15 protein-coding genes and 1 pseudogene are annotated in these 18202 nt (G+C 58.7%); 11 read left to right on the top strand and 5 right to left on the bottom strand.

The window, feature by feature from the left end:
• Positions 1 to 299 precede the first annotated feature (299 nt).
• Positions 300 to 410 (top strand): BrnA antitoxin family protein, encoded by a 111-nt coding sequence (locus BQ17_RS24040; protein ID WP_141699159.1) that lies wholly within the window; start codon positions 300 to 302, stop codon positions 408 to 410.
• A gap of 97 nt (positions 411 to 507) precedes the next feature.
• Here the strand turns inward: BQ17_RS24040 and BQ17_RS07700 are convergent, their stop codons facing one another.
• Positions 508 to 747, bottom strand: a complete 240-nt coding sequence (locus BQ17_RS07700) for a CDGSH iron-sulfur domain-containing protein (protein WP_089725839.1) — start codon at positions 745 to 747, stop codon at positions 508 to 510.
• Between the two features lie 89 nt (positions 748 to 836).
• Here BQ17_RS07700 and BQ17_RS07695 point away from each other — a divergent pair, with 89 nt between their 5' ends.
• The 5 genes from BQ17_RS07695 (at position 837) to BQ17_RS07675 (ending at position 11203) form a co-directional block, all read left to right on the top strand.
• Positions 837 to 1985, top strand: coding sequence for an efflux RND transporter periplasmic adaptor subunit (locus tag BQ17_RS07695; RefSeq protein ID WP_256091512.1), 1149 nt, complete (start codon positions 837 to 839; stop codon positions 1983 to 1985).
• A gap of 143 nt (positions 1986 to 2128) precedes the next feature.
• The gene (locus BQ17_RS07690; protein ID WP_089725835.1) at positions 2129 to 5194 is read left to right on the top strand and encodes an efflux RND transporter permease subunit; all 3066 of its coding nucleotides are present in this window, start codon (positions 2129 to 2131) and stop codon (positions 5192 to 5194) included.
• Positions 5195 to 5937: 743 nt separating this feature from the next.
• Positions 5938 to 6210, top strand: a complete 273-nt coding sequence (locus BQ17_RS07685; RefSeq protein ID WP_089725833.1) for a hypothetical protein — start codon at positions 5938 to 5940, stop codon at positions 6208 to 6210.
• A gap of 28 nt (positions 6211 to 6238) precedes the next feature.
• The gene (locus BQ17_RS07680) at positions 6239 to 7255 is read left to right on the top strand and encodes a hypothetical protein (RefSeq protein ID WP_141699158.1); all 1017 of its coding nucleotides are present in this window, start codon (positions 6239 to 6241) and stop codon (positions 7253 to 7255) included.
• A gap of 210 nt (positions 7256 to 7465) precedes the next feature.
• Positions 7466 to 11203: a hypothetical protein gene (locus BQ17_RS07675; protein ID WP_218068164.1), complete on the top strand. Its 3738-nt coding sequence runs from the start codon at positions 7466 to 7468 to the stop codon at positions 11201 to 11203.
• A gap of 129 nt (positions 11204 to 11332) precedes the next feature.
• Here BQ17_RS07675 and BQ17_RS21615 read toward each other — a convergent pair whose 3' ends face one another.
• The 4 genes from BQ17_RS21615 to BQ17_RS07660 all read right to left on the bottom strand — a co-directional run bounded on the left by BQ17_RS21615 (position 11333) and on the right by BQ17_RS07660 (position 13875).
• Positions 11333 to 11470 carry a hypothetical protein gene (locus BQ17_RS21615; protein WP_176722342.1) on the bottom strand — a complete coding sequence of 46 codons (138 nt, stop codon included), beginning with the start codon at positions 11468 to 11470 and terminating at the stop codon, positions 11333 to 11335.
• 74 nt (positions 11471 to 11544) lie between these two features.
• Positions 11545 to 12309, bottom strand: coding sequence for an NRDE family protein (locus BQ17_RS07670; RefSeq protein WP_089725827.1), 765 nt, complete (start codon positions 12307 to 12309; stop codon positions 11545 to 11547).
• Between the two features lie 147 nt (positions 12310 to 12456).
• Entirely contained in the window at positions 12457 to 12933 is a 477-nt protein-coding gene (locus BQ17_RS07665) for an NfeD family protein (RefSeq protein ID WP_218068162.1), read from the bottom strand.
• Positions 12934 to 12939: 6 nt separating this feature from the next.
• Positions 12940 to 13875, bottom strand: a complete 936-nt coding sequence (locus BQ17_RS07660) for an SPFH domain-containing protein (RefSeq protein WP_089725825.1) — start codon at positions 13873 to 13875, stop codon at positions 12940 to 12942.
• Between the two features lie 96 nt (positions 13876 to 13971).
• On the opposite strand from BQ17_RS07660, the pseudogene BQ17_RS07655 reads away from it, so the two are divergent.
• The 5 genes and pseudogenes from BQ17_RS07655 to BQ17_RS07640 form a co-directional block, all read left to right on the top strand.
• Positions 13972 to 14532 (top strand): annotated as a pseudogene (locus BQ17_RS07655) (tRNA 2-thiocytidine biosynthesis TtcA family protein); the annotation flags it as partial.
• 70 nt (positions 14533 to 14602) lie between these two features.
• On the top strand, positions 14603 to 14899 hold the full coding sequence (locus BQ17_RS20445; RefSeq protein WP_141699157.1) for a transposase-like zinc-binding domain-containing protein: 297 nt from the start codon (positions 14603 to 14605) through the stop codon (positions 14897 to 14899).
• A gap of 91 nt (positions 14900 to 14990) precedes the next feature.
• Positions 14991 to 15656 carry an HAD-IA family hydrolase gene (locus tag BQ17_RS07650; RefSeq protein WP_089725823.1) on the top strand — a complete coding sequence of 222 codons (666 nt, stop codon included), beginning with the start codon at positions 14991 to 14993 and terminating at the stop codon, positions 15654 to 15656.
• On the top strand, positions 15653 to 16639 hold the full coding sequence (locus BQ17_RS07645; RefSeq protein ID WP_089725821.1) for a S49 family peptidase: 987 nt from the start codon (positions 15653 to 15655) through the stop codon (positions 16637 to 16639). Before BQ17_RS07650 ends, BQ17_RS07645 begins: the two co-directional genes overlap by 4 nt.
• A gap of 267 nt (positions 16640 to 16906) precedes the next feature.
• The gene (locus BQ17_RS07640; RefSeq protein WP_089725819.1) at positions 16907 to 18073 is read left to right on the top strand and encodes a hypothetical protein; all 1167 of its coding nucleotides are present in this window, start codon (positions 16907 to 16909) and stop codon (positions 18071 to 18073) included.
• Positions 18074 to 18202: the final 129 nt, after the last annotated feature.

The raw sequence follows: 18202 nt of genomic DNA, 5'->3' as shown, positions 1-18202 counted from the left end.
CCACGCTCCAGCGTGGGAGCAGATCCCGACGCTCCAGCGTCGATTAAGCGCCTCGGTAGGCTAACAGCCAACGCCTAGAGGAGCTGAGTCCGCTGGAGCGGACAAGATGGCGTTCCCATGCTGGAGCGTGGGAACGAGCGCGAAATTTCAGATTTTATGTCTTAAAATCAGTATCTTAATTTTTAGACAGCCTCTTAGCCCTTGGCGATGATGTGGACGGGAGAGTCTAACCCTGACCTACTGGAAATGGGTCCCCGCGCCGACTTCCCAATATCATCGACTGTAACTACAATTTTGTCATGCAGTTGGAGTGGTTCGAAGCCCAAGGTGGCAAATACCAAACCCACATAAACGCCGCCTTGCGAGAGTACGTCCAAACGCATCGCGGTCTGTCCCGCAAGCAATCCTGAACGATTTGGCTCTGTTTGGGGGACCGGACGGGTTGCGTTGCGACGCATAAAGGCTCGGTGATCTCTTGTGATGCCGGTGCCAGCGTCTTAACGCAACCTACACCAATTTCTTGTGCGCGCCGTCGCACCTAGGCTTGTCCCCGCTGCGCTTGCAACCGCACAACCACACCTTCTGCGCCTCGGTGAGCTCCAGCTCCATGGGCTGGATGCCGGTTCCCCGGTGTGAGCCGTCGCAGAACGGCTGATTCTTGGAGCGACCGCAGGCACACCACCAATAGGTGCCCACGTCCAGCTCGAGGGTATAAGGGCCTGCTTTCGGGCATTCGGGTTCTTGCATCGGTTTTCTCCGTTTGGGTTATGGTTCTCTTGTAGGATAACACCGTGTTAGCCTATCAACCTCTACCCGGACCGCGAGGACGTACAACTGTGGACCAGTATTCCCGCCCGACCCGCCACCGACTCCTTTCATTCGTTTCGGCTGCCTTTTTCGTCCCGGTTTTGCTCTCTGCCTGCACGGAGGACGAACCGACGGTTGCGAAAGAGGTTAGCCGCCCGGTCAAGACCGCCCTGGTGCAGGCGCCGGATGTCGGCGGTATCCGCCGCTTTCCGGCTCGCATCGACGCCCTGCACAAGGCGGAGCTGGCCTTCCGGGTAGCGGGAACCGTTCAGAAGCTGGCGGTTAAAGAGGGAGATCGGGTGAAGAAGGGGCAGATCCTGGCCACCCTGGATCCCACGGACTACAAGATCGCAGTCAAGGACGCCCAGGCCAGTTTCGACCGCGCCCAAAAGGATTTCAAGCGGGCCAAGGAGCTGGTAAAGAAGGGCTTTATCTCCCGGTCCGATTACGATGCCAAAGAGGCCGCGTGGAAGAATACCCGGGCGGCCCTGGAGCGAGCCAATCAGGATCTTGCCTACACCAGGCTGAAGGCGTCCTTTGCCGGCACGATCGCCAAGCGTTACGTAGAGCCCTTCGAGGAGGTCCAGGCCAAACAGGCGATATTCGCGATTCATGACCGCTCCCGGTTGGAGGTCAAGATCAATGTTCCCGAGACCGTTATCCTCGGCATCCGTGCCTCCGGCGGCGAAGGCCCCGAGCCCGGCGCGATCCCGGTTACTGCTTCCTTCGATAGCCGGCCCGGTGAGGAATTCGACCTGACCCTGCGCGAGATTGCCACCCGCGCCGATCCCGCTACCCAGACCTTCGCGGTCACCTTCACCATGCCCGCTCCAAAGGATTTTCTGGTGCTCCCCGGCATGACTGCCACCGTTACGGCCGACTTCAGCGGCGTCACCGACGGAGCACCGCTGCTGTTCCTGCCCGTCGCCGCCGTCACCGCGGACTCGGATTTGGAGCCCTTCGTGTGGGTGGTGGATGAGGCGAACATGAAGGTGACGAAAACCCCGGTGGAGGTGGGACGCATGCGCGGGAGCTCCATCGAGATCAAAGCTGGCCTGGAGATCGGCAAGCGGGTCGTCGTCGCCGGTGTCGGCTATCTCGCCGAGGGCATGCAGGTACGGCTACTCCCGGAACACGAGGAGGCGGAACCCAGATCCGATGAGGGTCCGGGCTCGTGAAGACCGAGCTCCGAGAGCGACGGACAAACCTTCGCGACCGACCGTGCCGATGCCGGACCGCGGGCGAGGGTATCGGCATACCAACCGCCGTCGCGCTGTGATCGATTCGCTTCGCGTGAAGCACCAGCACACAGGCTTACGCTATGAACATCGGTGAGTACTCGGTCAAGACTCCGGTCATCTCCTGGCTGTTGGTGGTCATCCTGTTGGGGGGAGGCATCTGGGGCTTTCAGGGCATGGGCAGGCTTGAAGATCCCGCCTTTACCGTCAAGCTGGCCAAGGTCATCACCCTGTATCCGGGGGCATCGGCCCGGCAGGTGCAGGACGAGGTGACCTATCACGTGGAAGAGGCCATTCAGCTCATGGAGCAGGTGAAATGGATCAAGAAATCCATTTCCCGTCCCGGCCTGTCCGACGTCACCATCGAGTTCAAGGACAAGTATCGGGGCAAGGATTTTCCCGGCATCTACGACGAGCTGCGGCGCAAGATCGCCGATATGCTGCACAAACTGCCGCCGGGTGCCCAGCCCCCCGTGGTGGTGGACAGTTTCGCCGACGTGTACGGCGTTTATCTCGCCCTGAGCGGCGAGGGCTACAGCTGGCGCGACCTGTGGGACACCGCCGACTACCTGAAGAAAGAGTTGGTGCTGGTGCCCGGCGTGCGCAAGATCGTCATCGACGGCAAACAGCAGGAGGTCGCCTATCTGGAACTCTCCCGCGCCCGGCTCGGCGAGTTGGGGATCTCGTTGGCGGGTATCCGCAACGTGCTCCAGTCCCAAAATATCGCCGCCGATGCCGGCAATGTAGACGTCGGGGACGAATACCTGCGCATTTGGCCCACCGGGGAATCGGTCTCGGTACAGTCCATCGGCGACGTGCTCGTGAGCTCGGCGGACAAACGGCTGGTGCGGTTGGGCGACATCGCCGAAATTCACCGCGCTTACGTCGACGTCCCGACCAAGTATTACTACCACAAGGGAAAGCCGGCGCTCACCATCGGGATCTCCATGCAGGCGGGCAAAAACGTGGTGGAAGTGGGCGAGGCCATTGGCCGCAGGCTCGCGGGGCTCGAGGCAAACATCCCGGTCGGCATGCAGCTCGAAGCCATCTACGACCAGCCCCAGGAAGTGGATAAATCGGTCAACGGCTTTGTGGTCAGTGTAGCCCAGGCGGTGCTTATCGTACTCGTTGTGCTGCTGCTGTTCATGGGCCTGCGGGTTGGGATGATCATCGGCGCCGTGCTCCTGATTACCGTCGCCGGCACCCTGTTCATCATGGCTATCTACGGCATCGAGCTGCAACGCATCTCCCTGGGCGCCCTGATCATTGCCCTGGGGATGCTGGTGGACAACGCCATTGTGGTCGCCGAGGGCATGCTGATCCGCATCAATGCCGGCATGGACCCGGTGCGGGCGGCCAGCGAGACCGTCAGCAAGACCATCTGGGCCCTCTTGGGGGGCACCGTCATCGGGATCCTGGCCTTTGCCGGTATCGGCTTCTCCCAGGATGCCACCGGGGAGTTCGCCAACTCCCTCTTCTATGTCATCTTGATCTCTCTGACCCTGTCCTGGATTACGGGCATCAGCACCACACCCCTGTTGTGCGCCCTGCTGCTCAAGCCCGGCAAGGCCGCCGGTCAGGAGACGGATGCCTATGCCGCCGCCCCTTTCCGCATCTATCGTGGCTTGGCGAGTACGGCCCTGCGCTTCCGCTGGGTGACGGTGGTGACGGTCGGGGGACTGTTCGTACTCTCCCTGTGGGGCTTCGGTTTCGTCAAACAGGCCTTCTTCCCCAACTCGAACACCCCCCTGTTTTTCGTCGACGTCTGGGAGCCGGAGGGCACGGATATCCGCAAGACGCGTGAGGATACCCTGCGGGTGTCCGAGTATCTGCGCGGGCTTGAGGGCGTGACCCAGACCAGCTCGGCCATCGGCGGACCCCATCAGCGCTTTACCCTGGTCTACGATACCAAGGATACCACCTCGGCCTACGCCCAGATCATCGTCCAGACCGAGACTCGGGAGCAAATCGACCAGGTATGGGAACAGGTCGAAGCATTCCTGCGCGAGGAGCTCTACTGGACCGACCCCATTCTCAAGCGCATGTTGATCGGCCCCGGTCGCGACAGCAAGATCGAGGCCCGCTTCCACGGCCCTGATCCGGAGGTGTTACGCACGCTCTCGGAACAGGCCAAGGCCCTGATGCGCGCCGACCCCGGCTCCAAGGAGGTCCGCGACGACTGGCGCGAACCGGTCAAGGTGCTACGTCCCCTGTTCAACGAGCAGGTGGGGCGTCAGCTCGGTATCACTCGCGTGGATCTGGCCAACGCCCTCCAGTACGCCTTTGACGGTACCCGGGTTGGTCTGTACCGCGACGGCGAGCGCATGTTGCCCATCCTGGCCCGGGCCATGGCCGAGGAGCGGGCCGATGTCACCAACATCCAGGACATTCAGGTCTGGAGTCCGGTGCTGGAGCGCGCCATCCCGGTCGCCCAGGTGGTGAGCGGTTTCGAGATCCAGTGGGAGAACCAGGTCATCGGTGGACGGGACCGGATGCAGACCATCATCGCCTCCGCCAATCCCAGGGGCCCGCTGGCCGCTCCCTTGTTCGCACGCCTGCGCCCGCAGATCGAGGCCATCGAGCTGCCCCCCGGCTATAGCCTGACCTGGGGCGGCGAATACGAGGATCAGACCAACGCCCAGGGCTCCCTGTTCGGCGTCCTGCCCCCCTCCTTCATAGCCATGATCCTGGTCAGTATCCTGCTGTTCGGCAAGCTGCGCCAACCCCTGATCATCTGGCTCACCGTACCCCTGGCGGTCATCGGCATCACCGCCGGCCTCCTCGGCCTCGACGCCTCCTTCGACTTCATGTCCCTGCTTGGCGCTTTATCCCTGATCGGTCTGCTGATCAAGAACGCCATCGTACTCATCGAGGAGATCGACCAGCAAATCGCTGCCGGCAAGGCCCCCCACGCGGCCATTCTGGACTCGGGCGTAAGCCGCATGCGCCCCGTGATCCTGGCCGCCGGCACCACCATCCTGGGCCTAATCCCCCTCCTGCCCGATGTCTTCTTTGTCAACATGGCGATCACCATGATGGTCGGCCTGGGCTTCGCGACCCTACTCATCTTGATCGTGGTCCCTACCCTGTACGCCATTTTGTTCAAAGCGAATAACAAGCCACAGCCTGGGTTGAGCAATCCTGAATGATAAAGATCCTTCCTGCGTCGGGACAAGAAAGATCCCTCCTACGTCGGGACAGGGTTTGACGGGTTGCGTTCGACGCCCAAAGGCGCACTGATCGTCTGCTAAGTCAGTGCCGGCGTCTTAACGCAACCTTGTTATGGCTGTATTCTTATGGTGTAATTATATTTGTTGCGATTTTTCGTCAGACAAGTCGTTGATAAGACTGAGAACCTGTCTGGAAAAAACGTAATGCATTGATTTATATGCCAAATCTCTGTTCCGAGCAGATTGGGTACAGCTTTATAGACAAGGGTTTACCTTTTTTGCCAGACAGGTTTTGAAAAATGGCATATAGGGCCAGATGAAATGCAGCATAGCTGCCGTGGGTGTTGATTCGGTAAAACCTTGGTTGGCAGAGAGTCCCAAGGGAGCAGCGCCGGTTCCGCAAAACCCGGAATGGGTCTGATGCCAAGGGGGCTGTTGGCATTTATCCTTCTCAGGTCCCAATCGTGGCCCTTTCCCACCTAACCCAAATTGCGGCACGTCGAGCAGGACCCGTAGGGTGGGCTACGCCCACCAACTTGAGCTGTGCCCACCACTACCGCACCCTCCCGGTGGGCTACGGTTACGCGGGGATCTGTGCTTATCCCCCGTCTGTTGTCACCGGCGCGTTTCCTATGCTCATCCGGCATACTGCTCTGCATCCCCTGACCCGTGGTTAGCGGCTAAGGAGCCGCTGTCTACTTTCCCGAATAAAGAGGAGTGAAATGATGCGTCTTAACGAAACTATCCAGCAGTTGGCAGACGCAGTAGGCCGTATCGAATCCAACATCGAGAGTTTGCAAACGGATGTCAAGGGGATTCGCGAGCGGGCTTCCCGTGACCGGGACCAGATGGAAATGCTGAAGAATCAGATACAGGGGTTCATGGTCTTGGGTGGAGGGGACCGAGGATCGGAGCCGCCGCGGTATGTCCCCACCGGCACCGGGCTGATTGATCCGGAGTGGCGTTGGGAGCGGGAGCACCCTTTCCGCCGATAAGTCCTATCCTTACTTGAACCTGCTCCGAATGAAAGAGCGTTTGCGCGCGTTGCGCCGGCGGTCGTCGGTGTTTGTTTGGCGCTGGCGGTCGCGGTTGCGCCATCCAAGTTGGTACTACTCCTGGCCCACACCTTTTGTGTTGTGGCGGGATGGGGGCACGGGTGGAGCAGACGTAGGGAGATCGGATGCCATCTATCTGTGGCCGAACGGGCTGCGCTGGTGGTTTCTCGGATTCGCCCTGTTTTTCGTGTTCTCCGTGATTTTTTCCCTGGGCTCCAACTCGCCTAACTCGGGCTCCAACTCACCTAGCCTGTGGTACTCCCTCGGGATATCGCTCGTGGTCTTTGTCTGGATGGTCTGGCTCTATCCCTTTCTCGTCTTCTACGTGCTACGCCGCGAGGTACTCTCCGATCTGTGGGGCACTTGGCCGCCACAGATGGATGCACTCTACGGTGGGGCACCTGAGTTGGTTGCGAGATCCGGCGAGTGCAGCCTCTTTCGAGCCTTGCTGTCCCATGGCAAACATGGCCTACGACGTCTAGGACGCCGACTCGGCACCTGTCTACCCTACGGCAGAGGATACCGGTCCGCAGCGAACGACGGGAGCGTCCAAGCGGCTCTGGAACGCGCAGCCTTGAAGGACTATTTTGCCTCCAAACCATCCCTGGTTAAACCGTCCCTAGCTGACATCTGGTGCGACCGGGGCTTTCGGCGCTGGCTCACTACCCGTTGCGGCCCCGTGGTCGCGGGTCAGCTGGTCGTGCTCGTTTTGGTCATACTGGCCTTTTTGTTTCAAGCGAAAGAGGCAGTTCTCCTAATCTTGGTATGGACCGTGTTTGCCGCGGGTTTTCTATGGCATGCCGTCTGTGCCTTTGAGCGGGAGTGTCGCGTGTCTCTGAAATATCTGTCGCGCTTACCTTATCTCACCCATGCTCTTGAGAATACCTATCTCCTGCAAACCCTGCCCCAGCTGTCGGTACCTCTGGTAGTTGCCGTCGCCGGCATAAATCTCACTTTCGCCATTCCCTTGTTTGGAGTGCTGTAGCTAGCTAAGGTCTTAGGCGGCGTACCTGCTACCACCGTCCAGAGTTTTGACGGACGTAGCATCCGCATGCGCCCAGACCTGAAACTCAGCCACGGAAGGTTGTTTGGGCGTAAGATTTCTCGCCTCGCTCGAAATGACAATCAATGGGTCAGCTCTTATGCAGCCTCTCAGTCGCGAGCCGAATTTCGAAGCCGATCGCCTAGGAGCGGAATGATGACGAAAGCCGAAGAGACGGGCAACATTCCAGAAAAGACCGATCCGCGCCAGATACTGGGCCTTGTGGCCTGGGTCGATACCTTCGAACGTATTGATACCCTGTTGGTCGAGTACCGTCACACCCAGGTCAATCTGATTCATCACCTGCACGCGCCCGTTCTGTACCGTTTCCTGCGCCGGGAAGAGAAATACATCTGGGGCAGGTCGAAAGAAGAGACCGAAGGCGTTGATTGGTATCAGGAGTTGTGCCGACCGGATTTCTCCGCCAAGGAACTCGCCTCGAAATGGGTCGTGCCTTATCCCATACCGGGCCTTGTCGCCGACGATGAAGCATCAGATGAAGCATCAGAGGATAAGCACGACCCAACGCGAAAGCTCCAAGCCAAGATCCGGGAATTTTGGAACCAAGGCCACTGGAGTCTGGATCAAAAGCGCCACTATCTGATCCTGAGGACCCTGCAAGACATCAAGGCCGATCTGGTGGCGGATCGCCTGACCCTCTGCTGGTGGGCCCTATGGGCCTTTCGGGTCATTGATTCCGATCCCTATCCGAAGGAGCAGGGCGGGACCCAACGTCTGGCCCGGTTCATGGTCCTGCGCGCCGGGGTGACACGCAAGATCTACGACTATGTTCAGCGCCTGCGGGATCTGCAGGCACAGTTCGAGCGCGATCTGGATATGGGGTTTCAGGACCACCCCAGGCCCAGCCTGACCAGACGCCGGGAGCAAGGGATCTACACCGGCTTCCTGACGGACCGCTGCCGTGACATGGGACGGTCGATCACCATGCTGCTGGACTCCCAGCGTATAGCCGCCCCTCTCCCTGCCAGCCGGGGACCGATGATGCACCGTTGGAATCACGATTTTACCTCCCGCTCCTTTACCCATCTCCACCAAACCTCGGCCGAGCACGAGGACGCACGGCACACCTCATTCATCAACTCCTCCTACTGGATGCCGGAACGGCCGGATTTGCAGAGTGTGCTCGCCCATGAAGTGGCCCATGAGGCCGTGAATCGCCGCTACAGAAATGGCGACGAGGACATGCTGATCGCCTGTCAGGACCCCTTCGGGCGCCTACTGCGGCTGTTCGACCACTGCCTGCGCAGCTTCGACAAGCACGAGGATAAAAGACGCCTGTCCTCGCATTTTCGCCATTCTCTGATCCGCGAGCTCGCCTGCGATCTGCTGGCCGCCACCGTGGAGGGTCACGGCTATTTATTAGCGCTGTTCGAGGAGATTACCGGCGCCGGCACCGGCCTGGAGATCTTCTTCGACCGCCCGGATGGATGTTACGACCTGGAGCTCACCTACCATCTGGAGCGCCACGGGGGTTTCCTGGACCGGGAGCGTGATTGGTATCTGCGGCTACGGGTCACCGCAACCTGGCTCAATGCAATCCACCACCTGGATCCGTCTCCCCCCTTGGATACCCTATTAGAGAAAGGCGTGCTCGACTTGACGGAGGCCATGCTCGATTTCCTGGATCGCCTACATGGACCCAACCGCTCCCAACTGCACTACTGGCGTTCCCTGGGTCGACGTCTGTGTGAATTGGCCCGACATTCCGATGCGGCCGCGGATTTCCGCCATTGGCGCCAGATGCGCTCCGAGGATGACATAAGTGACGAGGCATCCGACGAGAAATCCAACAGCCAGGATCAAGGGGTAAGCCGGGCACCTTGGTGTTTCCCCCGCTTCTCGCGGCGCCTGCCTAAATCCGTGCAAGGGCATCTTTATGATCGCTTGGTCGAGCAGAAGCGCCAACCAGGATACCCTTGCGAAGGAATGGAAGAAAAAGAGACCAAGCAGTGGTTCGTTGACCATTACTTCGATGGCAACGAAACCGAAGGAACCAAACCGACTATCTTCCGGCACATCTATGACATCGCCTGGCAGTGTATGCTGGCCCGAGCGATCGATTTTTTCGATGATCAAGGCGGACCACGCGAACAGGGCCGCAACTGGATCGCGAATCTACAGTGCCACGCCGCCCTGGGTCGGGAGTTCTACCAGCTCGCCCTCGAGCTCCATTACGATCAGAGTCAGTCTGCCTTTCACTACTTGCTCATCGTTGTACACCAACTGGAGTATCTATTCGAGGACAAGCCGCGCTGGTCGGAGTTGGATTCCGCACTACAAGACAAGCTGCAAAAATGGCTTGGCTACCAGCAGGATGAAAAGCCGCGTGATCAGGATTGGCTGAAAGAGTACATCGGAGAACTCGAAGACGACCTGTTCGGTAGATTTCCTCCCAGCGCCATGCGCAAAGAAGAAAAGCGCATTGAGTTCAACAAAGAAGCGCCGGGAATTGCTGAGCGATACACGGCACTCACCTGGCGCGATCTCTATGCTTGGTTTAGACACCGTGGACTGAAATTCTATTCCGAGCGCACAATTAATCCCGACTCCTCTTCCCAACGATATGAAGAGCGCCTGCGCACCCTGGACAAATTGCTCCGCAGAAAGCTGGACCGGCTGATCGAGATTCTCAGGGATTGTAAGCTAAAGCCCGGCAACCCTGTCTACCCCCTCATGGGGTACCTGGAGGGTACTCGTCTGGCGGATAAAGGGGATGCGGACAAGCGGATACGGCGTCTGATCGAAGCGTTCCGGCCTGGCAATGACCTCCATGTGCCCGATTATTATCTCATTGGCCGCATTGCAATCGCCGGCAGCTATCCCACCAAGGAAAAAAAGCCGGGTGGAGAAGATCCGGATCGCCTGACCTATTGGCTGGACCGCTTCGCGAAAAAAGATTACCACTGGGCTGGGGAACGTACCGTCTGCCGACCACCGCAGGAGGAAGAGACATCCGGGCAGCACGGAAAGCGCTATTACGAGGGGGTCTTAGGACGTTACGACCTAGTGACCTGGATCAAAACCCGTCCCATGTACCGCTGCACACTTCCCCAGTTCCCCCAGCCCGACTGTGCTCCGCCGGAACCAAAATGGGAGGACGAGGAGTTTCCGGCCTTCTTCGTGCGTCGCGAGCAAGCAGTCCCTGTGCGGTTGGATCGCACTGATCCCTTTCCGGACGACGAACGGATACCTGTACTGGCGATCCTCTCGGTTACCCTGACCCAACGCTACGCCCGTGTCGATGCCCTCTGCCGCCTGCTGCGAGCGCGGGACAAAAGGAATGATTCCTACAATGGACATAAAGATTTGCCGGACCGTCGGTTGCAGATCGAGCAGATCGGTGGGTTATTACATGCCAATGACTGCCTCTTCCTGACCGACGGCTGGGACGACTTGCTCCTCATCCTCTCGGGCGAGCCGAGTGAGGAACGCCTGCAGGAGATCTTCGCCATCCAAGGCGCCTTCTTCGAGGATTTCATGGTCGACCGCACCGAGCTGATGCTGGCCGCCGATTGGATTTCCATCGCCGCCGCCTCGGAGCATTTCCGGCTGTCGGTGCAACTGCGGCTGATGGAGGACCGCGCCTTGGAATACGGGAATTCGGCATTCCGTGAGCAGGTGGAAAAAAACATCGACGGCTCCGAATTCTGGCGCGACTTCAAGCAACACATCATGCTCTGCCGTACCCCCGGACGGACCGATTACACTATGACTTTCCCCGGCCTCGATGACCTCGCCGACTCGAACCTCGACCCGAAACCCCGCTTCGAGGCGGAGCGGTTGTTCGAGCTCTTCAAGGGCACCCAGATCGACGCCATCCAGACCACTATTGGGCGAAAAGTCGAATGGGGAGACACCGTCAAGGAGTGAATGCTGGAATTTCCCTGGTTCCCGCAATTCCGTGGGGATGATCCGTAGCCGGTCGTCGTAGGGTGGGCTGTGCCCACCAACATCCTGCCTGGCTGGTGGGCACAGCCCACCCTACGAGCCTGTTGGCACTCAGCAAACCGCATCAGCCGGGTAGCCAGGTCGATTGGGATGCAGCATGCCCGGAATCGGAATCGGGATCGGAATCGGGATCGGGATCGGGATCGAAGTCGAGATTCCGGTTGCGATCCCGATTTCGATCCGGTGCATCGGATAGATCCTGCCCAGGGCATGATCCGCCACCTCTGCGTCGGGCTAGGCCGCGTCTCTGCGGCTAACCCGACCTACCCGGCCCGCCCTAGATCAACGGGCTCGAAAGGAAAGCGATCCGGGGGCCCCTCAGCGTGAAGCCAGCGTGGTGGCGATGCGAATCTCGGATAGGCCGGCACGGCGATGAGGGCGCTGGAGAGGGTGCCGAAACCGTTGGGACGTTCTTCCAGATTCATGGCGGCGGTGGGGCCTGCCTCCGCCGGGTAGGTCCGACTCGCCAGCAGGTCCTTCCAGGCCTGCCAGCGGCCGTGCCGGGGGTCAGGTATCTCGGCGCTCCGAAAACGCTGCAAATAGCTGCGGATGCGCGGGTGGCCGCTGTCGTCCAGCTCGGTATCGCTGAGCATGTGCAGTCCAGGGGGGATCGGATGGACCCGAATCTCTCCATCGCCTCCATGGCGCAGCCAATAGGCGTCTTGGGTGTCGGCTACCAGGAGGTTGAAGGGCCGGTAGGCGGCCGGGTCGAGATCGGCCAGGGCGCCGGCTGCCGATTTGGCCTCGGCGTGGTCCAGAACCTCCAGGACCAGCTCACCGCGGCTGCGTTTTCCGGGAGCCGGACCCAGGGAACCGGTCCGGTCCATGACCGCTGCCACCACTGCCTGGTCATTCATGCCCAACCAGCTCCCGCCTCCCGTGTGGTCGAGACCGGCCACGACCGCGGGTCGGTCCGGCCAATGGCGCGCCGGGGGCTCCGCGGGGCGATGGCGTACTTCGTCGCGGTTCGCGGCCAGCAGCAGGGGCCAGTGGTGGCCGGGTCGCCGCAGGATCACCAGGGTACACACGTTAGGCTGTGCCTGAGAGGCTGTCTAGAAACTAATACACTGATTTTAGTTGAACCTTTTTCTTCCCCGCTGGAAGAACTACACGACCACTATATGTTAAGCACTGCCAGGAAAAGAACGGATTAGGCGCTGGTTGCCTTTGCGGGATCAGGAGGCTGCGGACCGCGAATCCTCGTCCACAGGGGTTACGAGTAACACCACACCATCGACATCCGTCACCCGCATTTGGGTCCCCTCGCCAGAATCAGGTCCGCTGATCTTCCAGATGGTGTCGTCTACCCGCAGCTTTCCGGTACTGTTCACGATGGGTTGGTCCAGGGTGAAGATCCGTCCGATGTATTGGTGCCCGCGCTTGTTGAGGGTGGGCGTGTCGGTGGCGATGGGATGGCGTTTGAGGTAGCGCCGACCGAGGATCAGGCTCAGTATGCTGAAGACGCCGAACAGCACCAGTTGGACCTGCCAGTCCAGCGCCGGAAAGACCGCCAGCACCAGCCCCACGGTTCCAGCCGCGATCGCCAGCCATAGGAAGAAGGCCGCGGGTGAGAAGGCCTCCAAAATGAGCAGGACGATGGCGACCAGGACCCAGTGCCAGGGACCGACCATGGTGATCCAGCCCGTGTTCATGCCGGCTCATTCCGGTACCGATGGCTTTCCGCCGGGGCGCTGGAGGGCCGCGCGGGCGATCTCTCCGATGCCGGCCAGGGAGCCGATCAGGCTGGATGCTTCCAACGGCAGCATGACGACCTTCTGGTTCTCGGCGCTGCCGATCTGCTGCAGGGCCTCGGTGTATTTCTGGGCGACGAAGTAGTTGATGGCATTGACATCGCCTTTGGCAATGGCCGCTGAGACCACCGTGGTCGCCTTGGCCTCCGCCTCGGCCAGGCGCTCCCGGGCCTCCGCCTCGCGGAAGGCCGCCTCCCGCTCGCCCTCAGCCGCCAGAATCGCCGCCCGTTTCTCACCTTCGGCCGTGAGGATCGCTGCCTGGCGCGAACCCTCGGCCTCCAGGATGGAAGCCCGCTTGTCGCGCTCGGCCTTCATCTGGCGCGCCATGGCGTCCACCAGATCCCGGGGCGGGGAGATGTCTTTGATCTCGATGCGGGTCACCTTCACGCCCCAGGGCGTGGTGGCATCGTCCACCACCGTCAACAACCGGGTGTTGATCTTGTCGCGTTGGGACAGCAGCTCGTCCAGATCCATGGAGCCCATGACGGTGCGGATGTTGGTCATGGTCAGATTGAGGATGGCGTGCTTGAGACCGGTGATCTCGTAGGCCGCCTTGGCCGCGTCCAGGACTTGGAAGAAGACCACTCCGTCCACCGTGACCATGGCGTTGTCCTTGGTGATTATCTCCTGGGACGGGACGTCGAGTACCTGCTCCATCATATTCTGCTCGGAGCCGACCCGGTCGATGATAGGAATGATGGCGTGTAGCCCAGGCGTCAGGGTGCGGGTGTAGCGTCCCAGCCGCTCGACCGTGTATTCGGAGCCCTGAGAGACCTGTTTGACGCCCAGGACGATGATGACGACCGCGAGCACGACGATGCCGATAACGACGATTTCTTGCATAATGAACTCCATGCTGGTTGATGCCCAAGCGAATGATGTCGCAAGTATAGCCGTTCCAGGCTGTTCGGTGTCGGTGTCGGACCGGCCGCCGGGTCCATGAGCCGGCCCGGCATCCAACCGCCCAGGTCACTCCTGAGCCGGGTGGGGAGGGCCATTGCCGAGTACGCCATGATCCGCGACGGCGACCGCATCCTGCTCGGCGTCTCCGGCGGCAAGGACTCACTGTCGCTGCTCGCTGTTTTGCGCCACCTGCGGACCTATGCCCCGGTGCGTTTTGCGCTCGGGGTGGTCACAGTCGATCTGCAGATACCCGGATTCGACCCCGGCCCGCTCACAGCCTACTACGACCGCCTGGGCGTGACCTGGTTCTATGAGCAACATCCCATCCTGGAGCAGACCAGGGAACGGATGGACGGGGGTTCCTTCTGTGCCTACTGTGCCCGCATGAAGCGGGGCATCATGTACGGCACCTGCCGGCGCGAGGGCTACGGGGTGCTGGCCCTGGCTCAGCACCTGGACGATCTGGCCGAGAGTCTGCTGCTATCCTTCTTCCACAGTGGGCAACTGCGGACCATGAAGGCGCGGTATCTGAACGATAAGGGAGACATCCGTGTCATCCGTCCCTTGGTCTATTGTCGGGAACGCCAGACCGCCGACGGTGGTGGCTAATTATTAAATGATATAATATAGTGATCCATTTGTAAATTTAACCAAGGAGTTTTCAGTTATGATTATTGGAACAAAAATGCACACATGCCGCAAATGTCACAGCAACGAACTGAGAAAAAATGGCATCAATGCATGCGGCAACCAGCAATATCATTGTAAAACCTGTGGGGCCTATGGTGTGCTTGAACCCCAAGTATGTTATACAGAGGAAGCGAAAGACCTCATTATAAAAGCTTATCAAGAACGATCAAGCATGCGTGGGATCGAAAGGAGTCATGGGATCTGTCGCCAAACATTGCGTGCTTGGTTAAAAGGAAAAAACGCTCTCTTTCTCCAAATGCATCATTATGCATGAGGTCTGTTTAAAGCTCTTCCTGCACCGCTATAATACGGATCTCTTGCCAGCCAGTTGACTATGCCATCATTTAAGAATTAGCCACCACCCAATGGACTTCAAGTTGATCGTATTCGACTGGGACGGGACCCTCATGGATTCGGAGGCCAAGATCGTGGCCTCTATCCAGGCGGCCTTCACCGACATGGGTAAGCAACCGCCCAGCCACGAGGCCGCGCGCGATATCATTGGGATTAGCCTCGCTGATGCCATGGTCAGACTTTGGCCCGAGGCCGATGATACCCAGCGCAGCCGAGTCACCGACCGCTATCGGTTCCACTACCATGACGGTGGCGCTGATGGACCTCCCTCGCCCCTGTTCCCCGGCGCTCAGGAGCTGGTGGACTGGTTGTTGCAAAGGGATTATCTGTTGGCCGTGGCCACCGGCAAGAGCCGCTGGGGCTTTGATCCCATCCTCGGCGATACGGGTCTTGCCGACCGTTTTCACGCTACCCGCTGCGCCGATGAGGCTTGCTCCAAGCCCCATCCGGAGATGCTGTTGCAGATCATGGACGAGCTCGGGGTGACCGGTGCGGAGACCCTGATGGTCGGGGATACCGAATACGATATGCAGATGGCACGCAATGCCGGTACCAGTGCCTTGGCAGTCTGCTATGGGGTTCACGAACGGGGGCGATTGCTCGCGCAACGGCCCTTGGATTGTTTGGAGACGCTCCCTGAGCTGCGATCCTGGTTCGAGCGGGAGGAGGTGGTATGAGCTGGCGGTTCTGGAAACGGCGGGAGGCCATGCCCGCCCCGGGGGACGAAGGTTGGGAACAGGCGTTGGTGAATCGGGTGGTGCTGGACCACCTCGAGGAGCAGCGGCGAAGCCGCCGCTGGGGTGTCGTTTTCAAGCTCTTGACCTTCGCCTACCTGATTGCCTTGCTGGTGCTGTTCTGGCCCGACGACTTCATCACCCACGTTGCCCCCGGTGAGGAGCATACGGCACTGGTGGAGGTGAAGGGCCTCATCGCCCCGGAGACCGGTGCCAGCGCGGATCGCATCATCAAGGCCTTGCGTAGGGCCTATGAGGACGACAACACCAAGGGCATCATCCTGCGCATCAACAGCCCTGGGGGCAGCCCAGTGCAGGCCGGTTACATCAACGACGAGATCCGGCGGCTGCGCAAGCAGCATCCGGACACCCCGGTCTACGCGGTGGCGGCGGATCTGTGTGCTTCGGGCGGCTACTATATCGCTGTTGCCGCCGACGCCATCTATGTGGACAAGGCGAGCCTGATCGGCTCCATCGGTGTGCGCATTGATGCCTTCGGCTTCGTCGAGGCCCTCCGGGAGCTGGGCATCGAGCGCCGCCTACTGACGGCGGGCCAAAATAAAGGAATCCTGGATCCCTTCTCGCCCCTGCATGAGGAACAGCGCGCATTCCTCCAGGGGGTCCTCGACCAGCTGCACCGGCAGTTCATCGAGGTCGTGCGCGCGGGTAGGGGCGAGCACCTCAAGGGGGGTGATGCGCTCTTCAGCGGCCTCTTCTGGAGTGGCGAAGAGAGCGTGGCGCTTGGTCTGGCCGACGGGCTCGGCAGCAGCAGTTATGTGGCACGCGAGCTGATCGGAGCGGAGAAGATCGTCAAGTACAGCACCAAGAAGGACCTGCTCGAACACCTGGCGGATCGCCTCGGCGCCGCAATCGCCGCATCCCTGATGCGCTTGAGTGGGGCCGACGGTTACCCGATCGTGCGCTGAAGTTTACCCGCCGCTGGTGGGTCTGAAGTTTCGCGAGTCCGGTCCTCCAGGCTGTGCCAAACAGTTCAGGATTATCTGAAACTATATACCAGTCTGTAATCCAATGCCGTTAAGTTAAGCCTCAAAGCCCCTCTCCCGGCGGGAGAGGGGTTGGGGAGAGGACGACGAAAAGCAGCGCTCAATCAATCACGAACGGCGCCGGTGATGCTTAACTTAATGGCATTGGTCTGTAATCTCGCAGGATTTGACAATTAAGGGAATTGGAGAATGGAAAAGCATATTATACGTTTATGGATTTTATCTTTTCTCGTTTCAGTAATGGCTGTTGCTGTGATGACTTATAAGTGGTCGAACCACTCCCATCCGTATGAGGGAAATGCACATATAATTCGCAATAAATCGCAATTAGAAGGTTTCCTCCAATCCCATCGACACCGTCATGACGTTGCCCAATTTAAGACCGGGCATAGGCCCTATCCAATACCAACGGCTTTTTTCATACAGTCACTGGCATTCGTTACTGCCACTGATGTGAATGTTACGGGTTTTGTCTGGCAAACATATCCCAATGATTTCCCAAAGGACTTCGAAAAAGGTATCGTCTTTGCGGAACAGGTAAACTCAGCAGACACTCTTTTAACCAAATCTTATGAGTTACCCATAAAACGGGATGGCATTCAATACGATTTGGTGGGATGGTATTTCGATGTAACTGTCCGGCAATCCTTCGATTATTCACACTATCCACTCGATACGGTAACAGTCTGGCTGCGGCTCTGGTCGAAGCAGACCTCAAATGACATCCTTCTAACCCCGGACTTTGGTGCATATAAAAAGACGAATAAGCGCACCTTCGGATTGGATTTTGAAATGGTGCATGGTGAATGGAATGTCGATGAAACATTCTTCAGTTATAAGGAAATACCTTATGATACGAATTTCGGATATTATGGGCCGGATCCCGAATCGTCCACCAGTGCTGAAGATTATTTGTTCATTGATCTTTTTTTTAATATCAGGATTCATCGAAAATTCATCGATGCGTTTATCATCAATTTGGTCCCGCTTTTTATCGTGGCGTTACTACTTTTCGCACAACTGCTTGCTGTGTCGAGAAAAAAAGATCTAGCTGAGCATATTGGGTTCAGTGTAACCGGTGCAATTGCTACCTATTCGGCAGTCCTCTTTATCATATTGCTTGCTCATGTTCAGGTAAGGAGCCAGTTTGCCGGCTCAGGCTTGGTATACATGGAATATTTTTACCTGATAATGTATCTGAAGATATTCTTATCCCTTGCGAATACATTCATTTTCGTGTTGGGAAGATCCCGCTATACGGACATCATCCGTTACCGAGATAATTTGATTCCTAAGCTGTTGTACTGGCCGGTACTCCTTTGGATGTTGGTAATACCAACCTGGTTAATTCTGTAGGGTGTGATATTGCTGCTTGCCGCCATGCAAGATCCTTAAATAGTACAGGATTTACAGGATTCACAGAATGCCTTCATTAAATAAAAAAATCCTGTAAATCTTGGGTAATCCTGTAAATACTGTCCATTA

The organism is Candidatus Thiosymbion oneisti (assembly GCF_900092655.1).
Classification (GTDB): domain Bacteria; phylum Pseudomonadota; class Gammaproteobacteria; order Chromatiales; family Chromatiaceae; genus Thiosymbion; species Thiosymbion oneisti.
This window is presented reverse-complemented; position numbering and strand designations above follow the sequence as displayed.

Coding starts and splice junctions, on each gene's coding strand:
- BQ17_RS24040 (WP_141699159.1), top strand. CDS start 300: ATGCAGTTGGAGTGGTTCGAAGCCCAAGGTGGCAAATACCAAACCCAC.
- BQ17_RS07700 (WP_089725839.1), bottom strand. CDS start 747: ATGCAAGAACCCGAATGCCCGAAAGCAGGCCCTTATACCCTCGAGCTG.
- BQ17_RS07690 (WP_089725835.1), top strand. CDS start 2,129: ATGAACATCGGTGAGTACTCGGTCAAGACTCCGGTCATCTCCTGGCTG.
- BQ17_RS07685 (WP_089725833.1), top strand. CDS start 5,938: ATGATGCGTCTTAACGAAACTATCCAGCAGTTGGCAGACGCAGTAGGC.
- BQ17_RS07680 (WP_141699158.1), top strand. CDS start 6,239: ATGAAAGAGCGTTTGCGCGCGTTGCGCCGGCGGTCGTCGGTGTTTGTT.
- BQ17_RS07675 (WP_218068164.1), top strand. CDS start 7,466: ATGATGACGAAAGCCGAAGAGACGGGCAACATTCCAGAAAAGACCGAT.
- BQ17_RS21615 (WP_176722342.1), bottom strand. CDS start 11,470: ATGCACCGGATCGAAATCGGGATCGCAACCGGAATCTCGACTTCGATC.
- BQ17_RS07665 (WP_218068162.1), bottom strand. CDS start 12,933: ATGAACACGGGCTGGATCACCATGGTCGGTCCCTGGCACTGGGTCCTG.
- BQ17_RS07660 (WP_089725825.1), bottom strand. CDS start 13,875: ATGCAAGAAATCGTCGTTATCGGCATCGTCGTGCTCGCGGTCGTCATC.
- BQ17_RS20445 (WP_141699157.1), top strand. CDS start 14,603: ATGATTATTGGAACAAAAATGCACACATGCCGCAAATGTCACAGCAAC.
- BQ17_RS07650 (WP_089725823.1), top strand. CDS start 14,991: ATGGACTTCAAGTTGATCGTATTCGACTGGGACGGGACCCTCATGGAT.
- BQ17_RS07645 (WP_089725821.1), top strand. CDS start 15,653: ATGAGCTGGCGGTTCTGGAAACGGCGGGAGGCCATGCCCGCCCCGGGG.
- BQ17_RS07640 (WP_089725819.1), top strand. CDS start 16,907: ATGGAAAAGCATATTATACGTTTATGGATTTTATCTTTTCTCGTTTCA.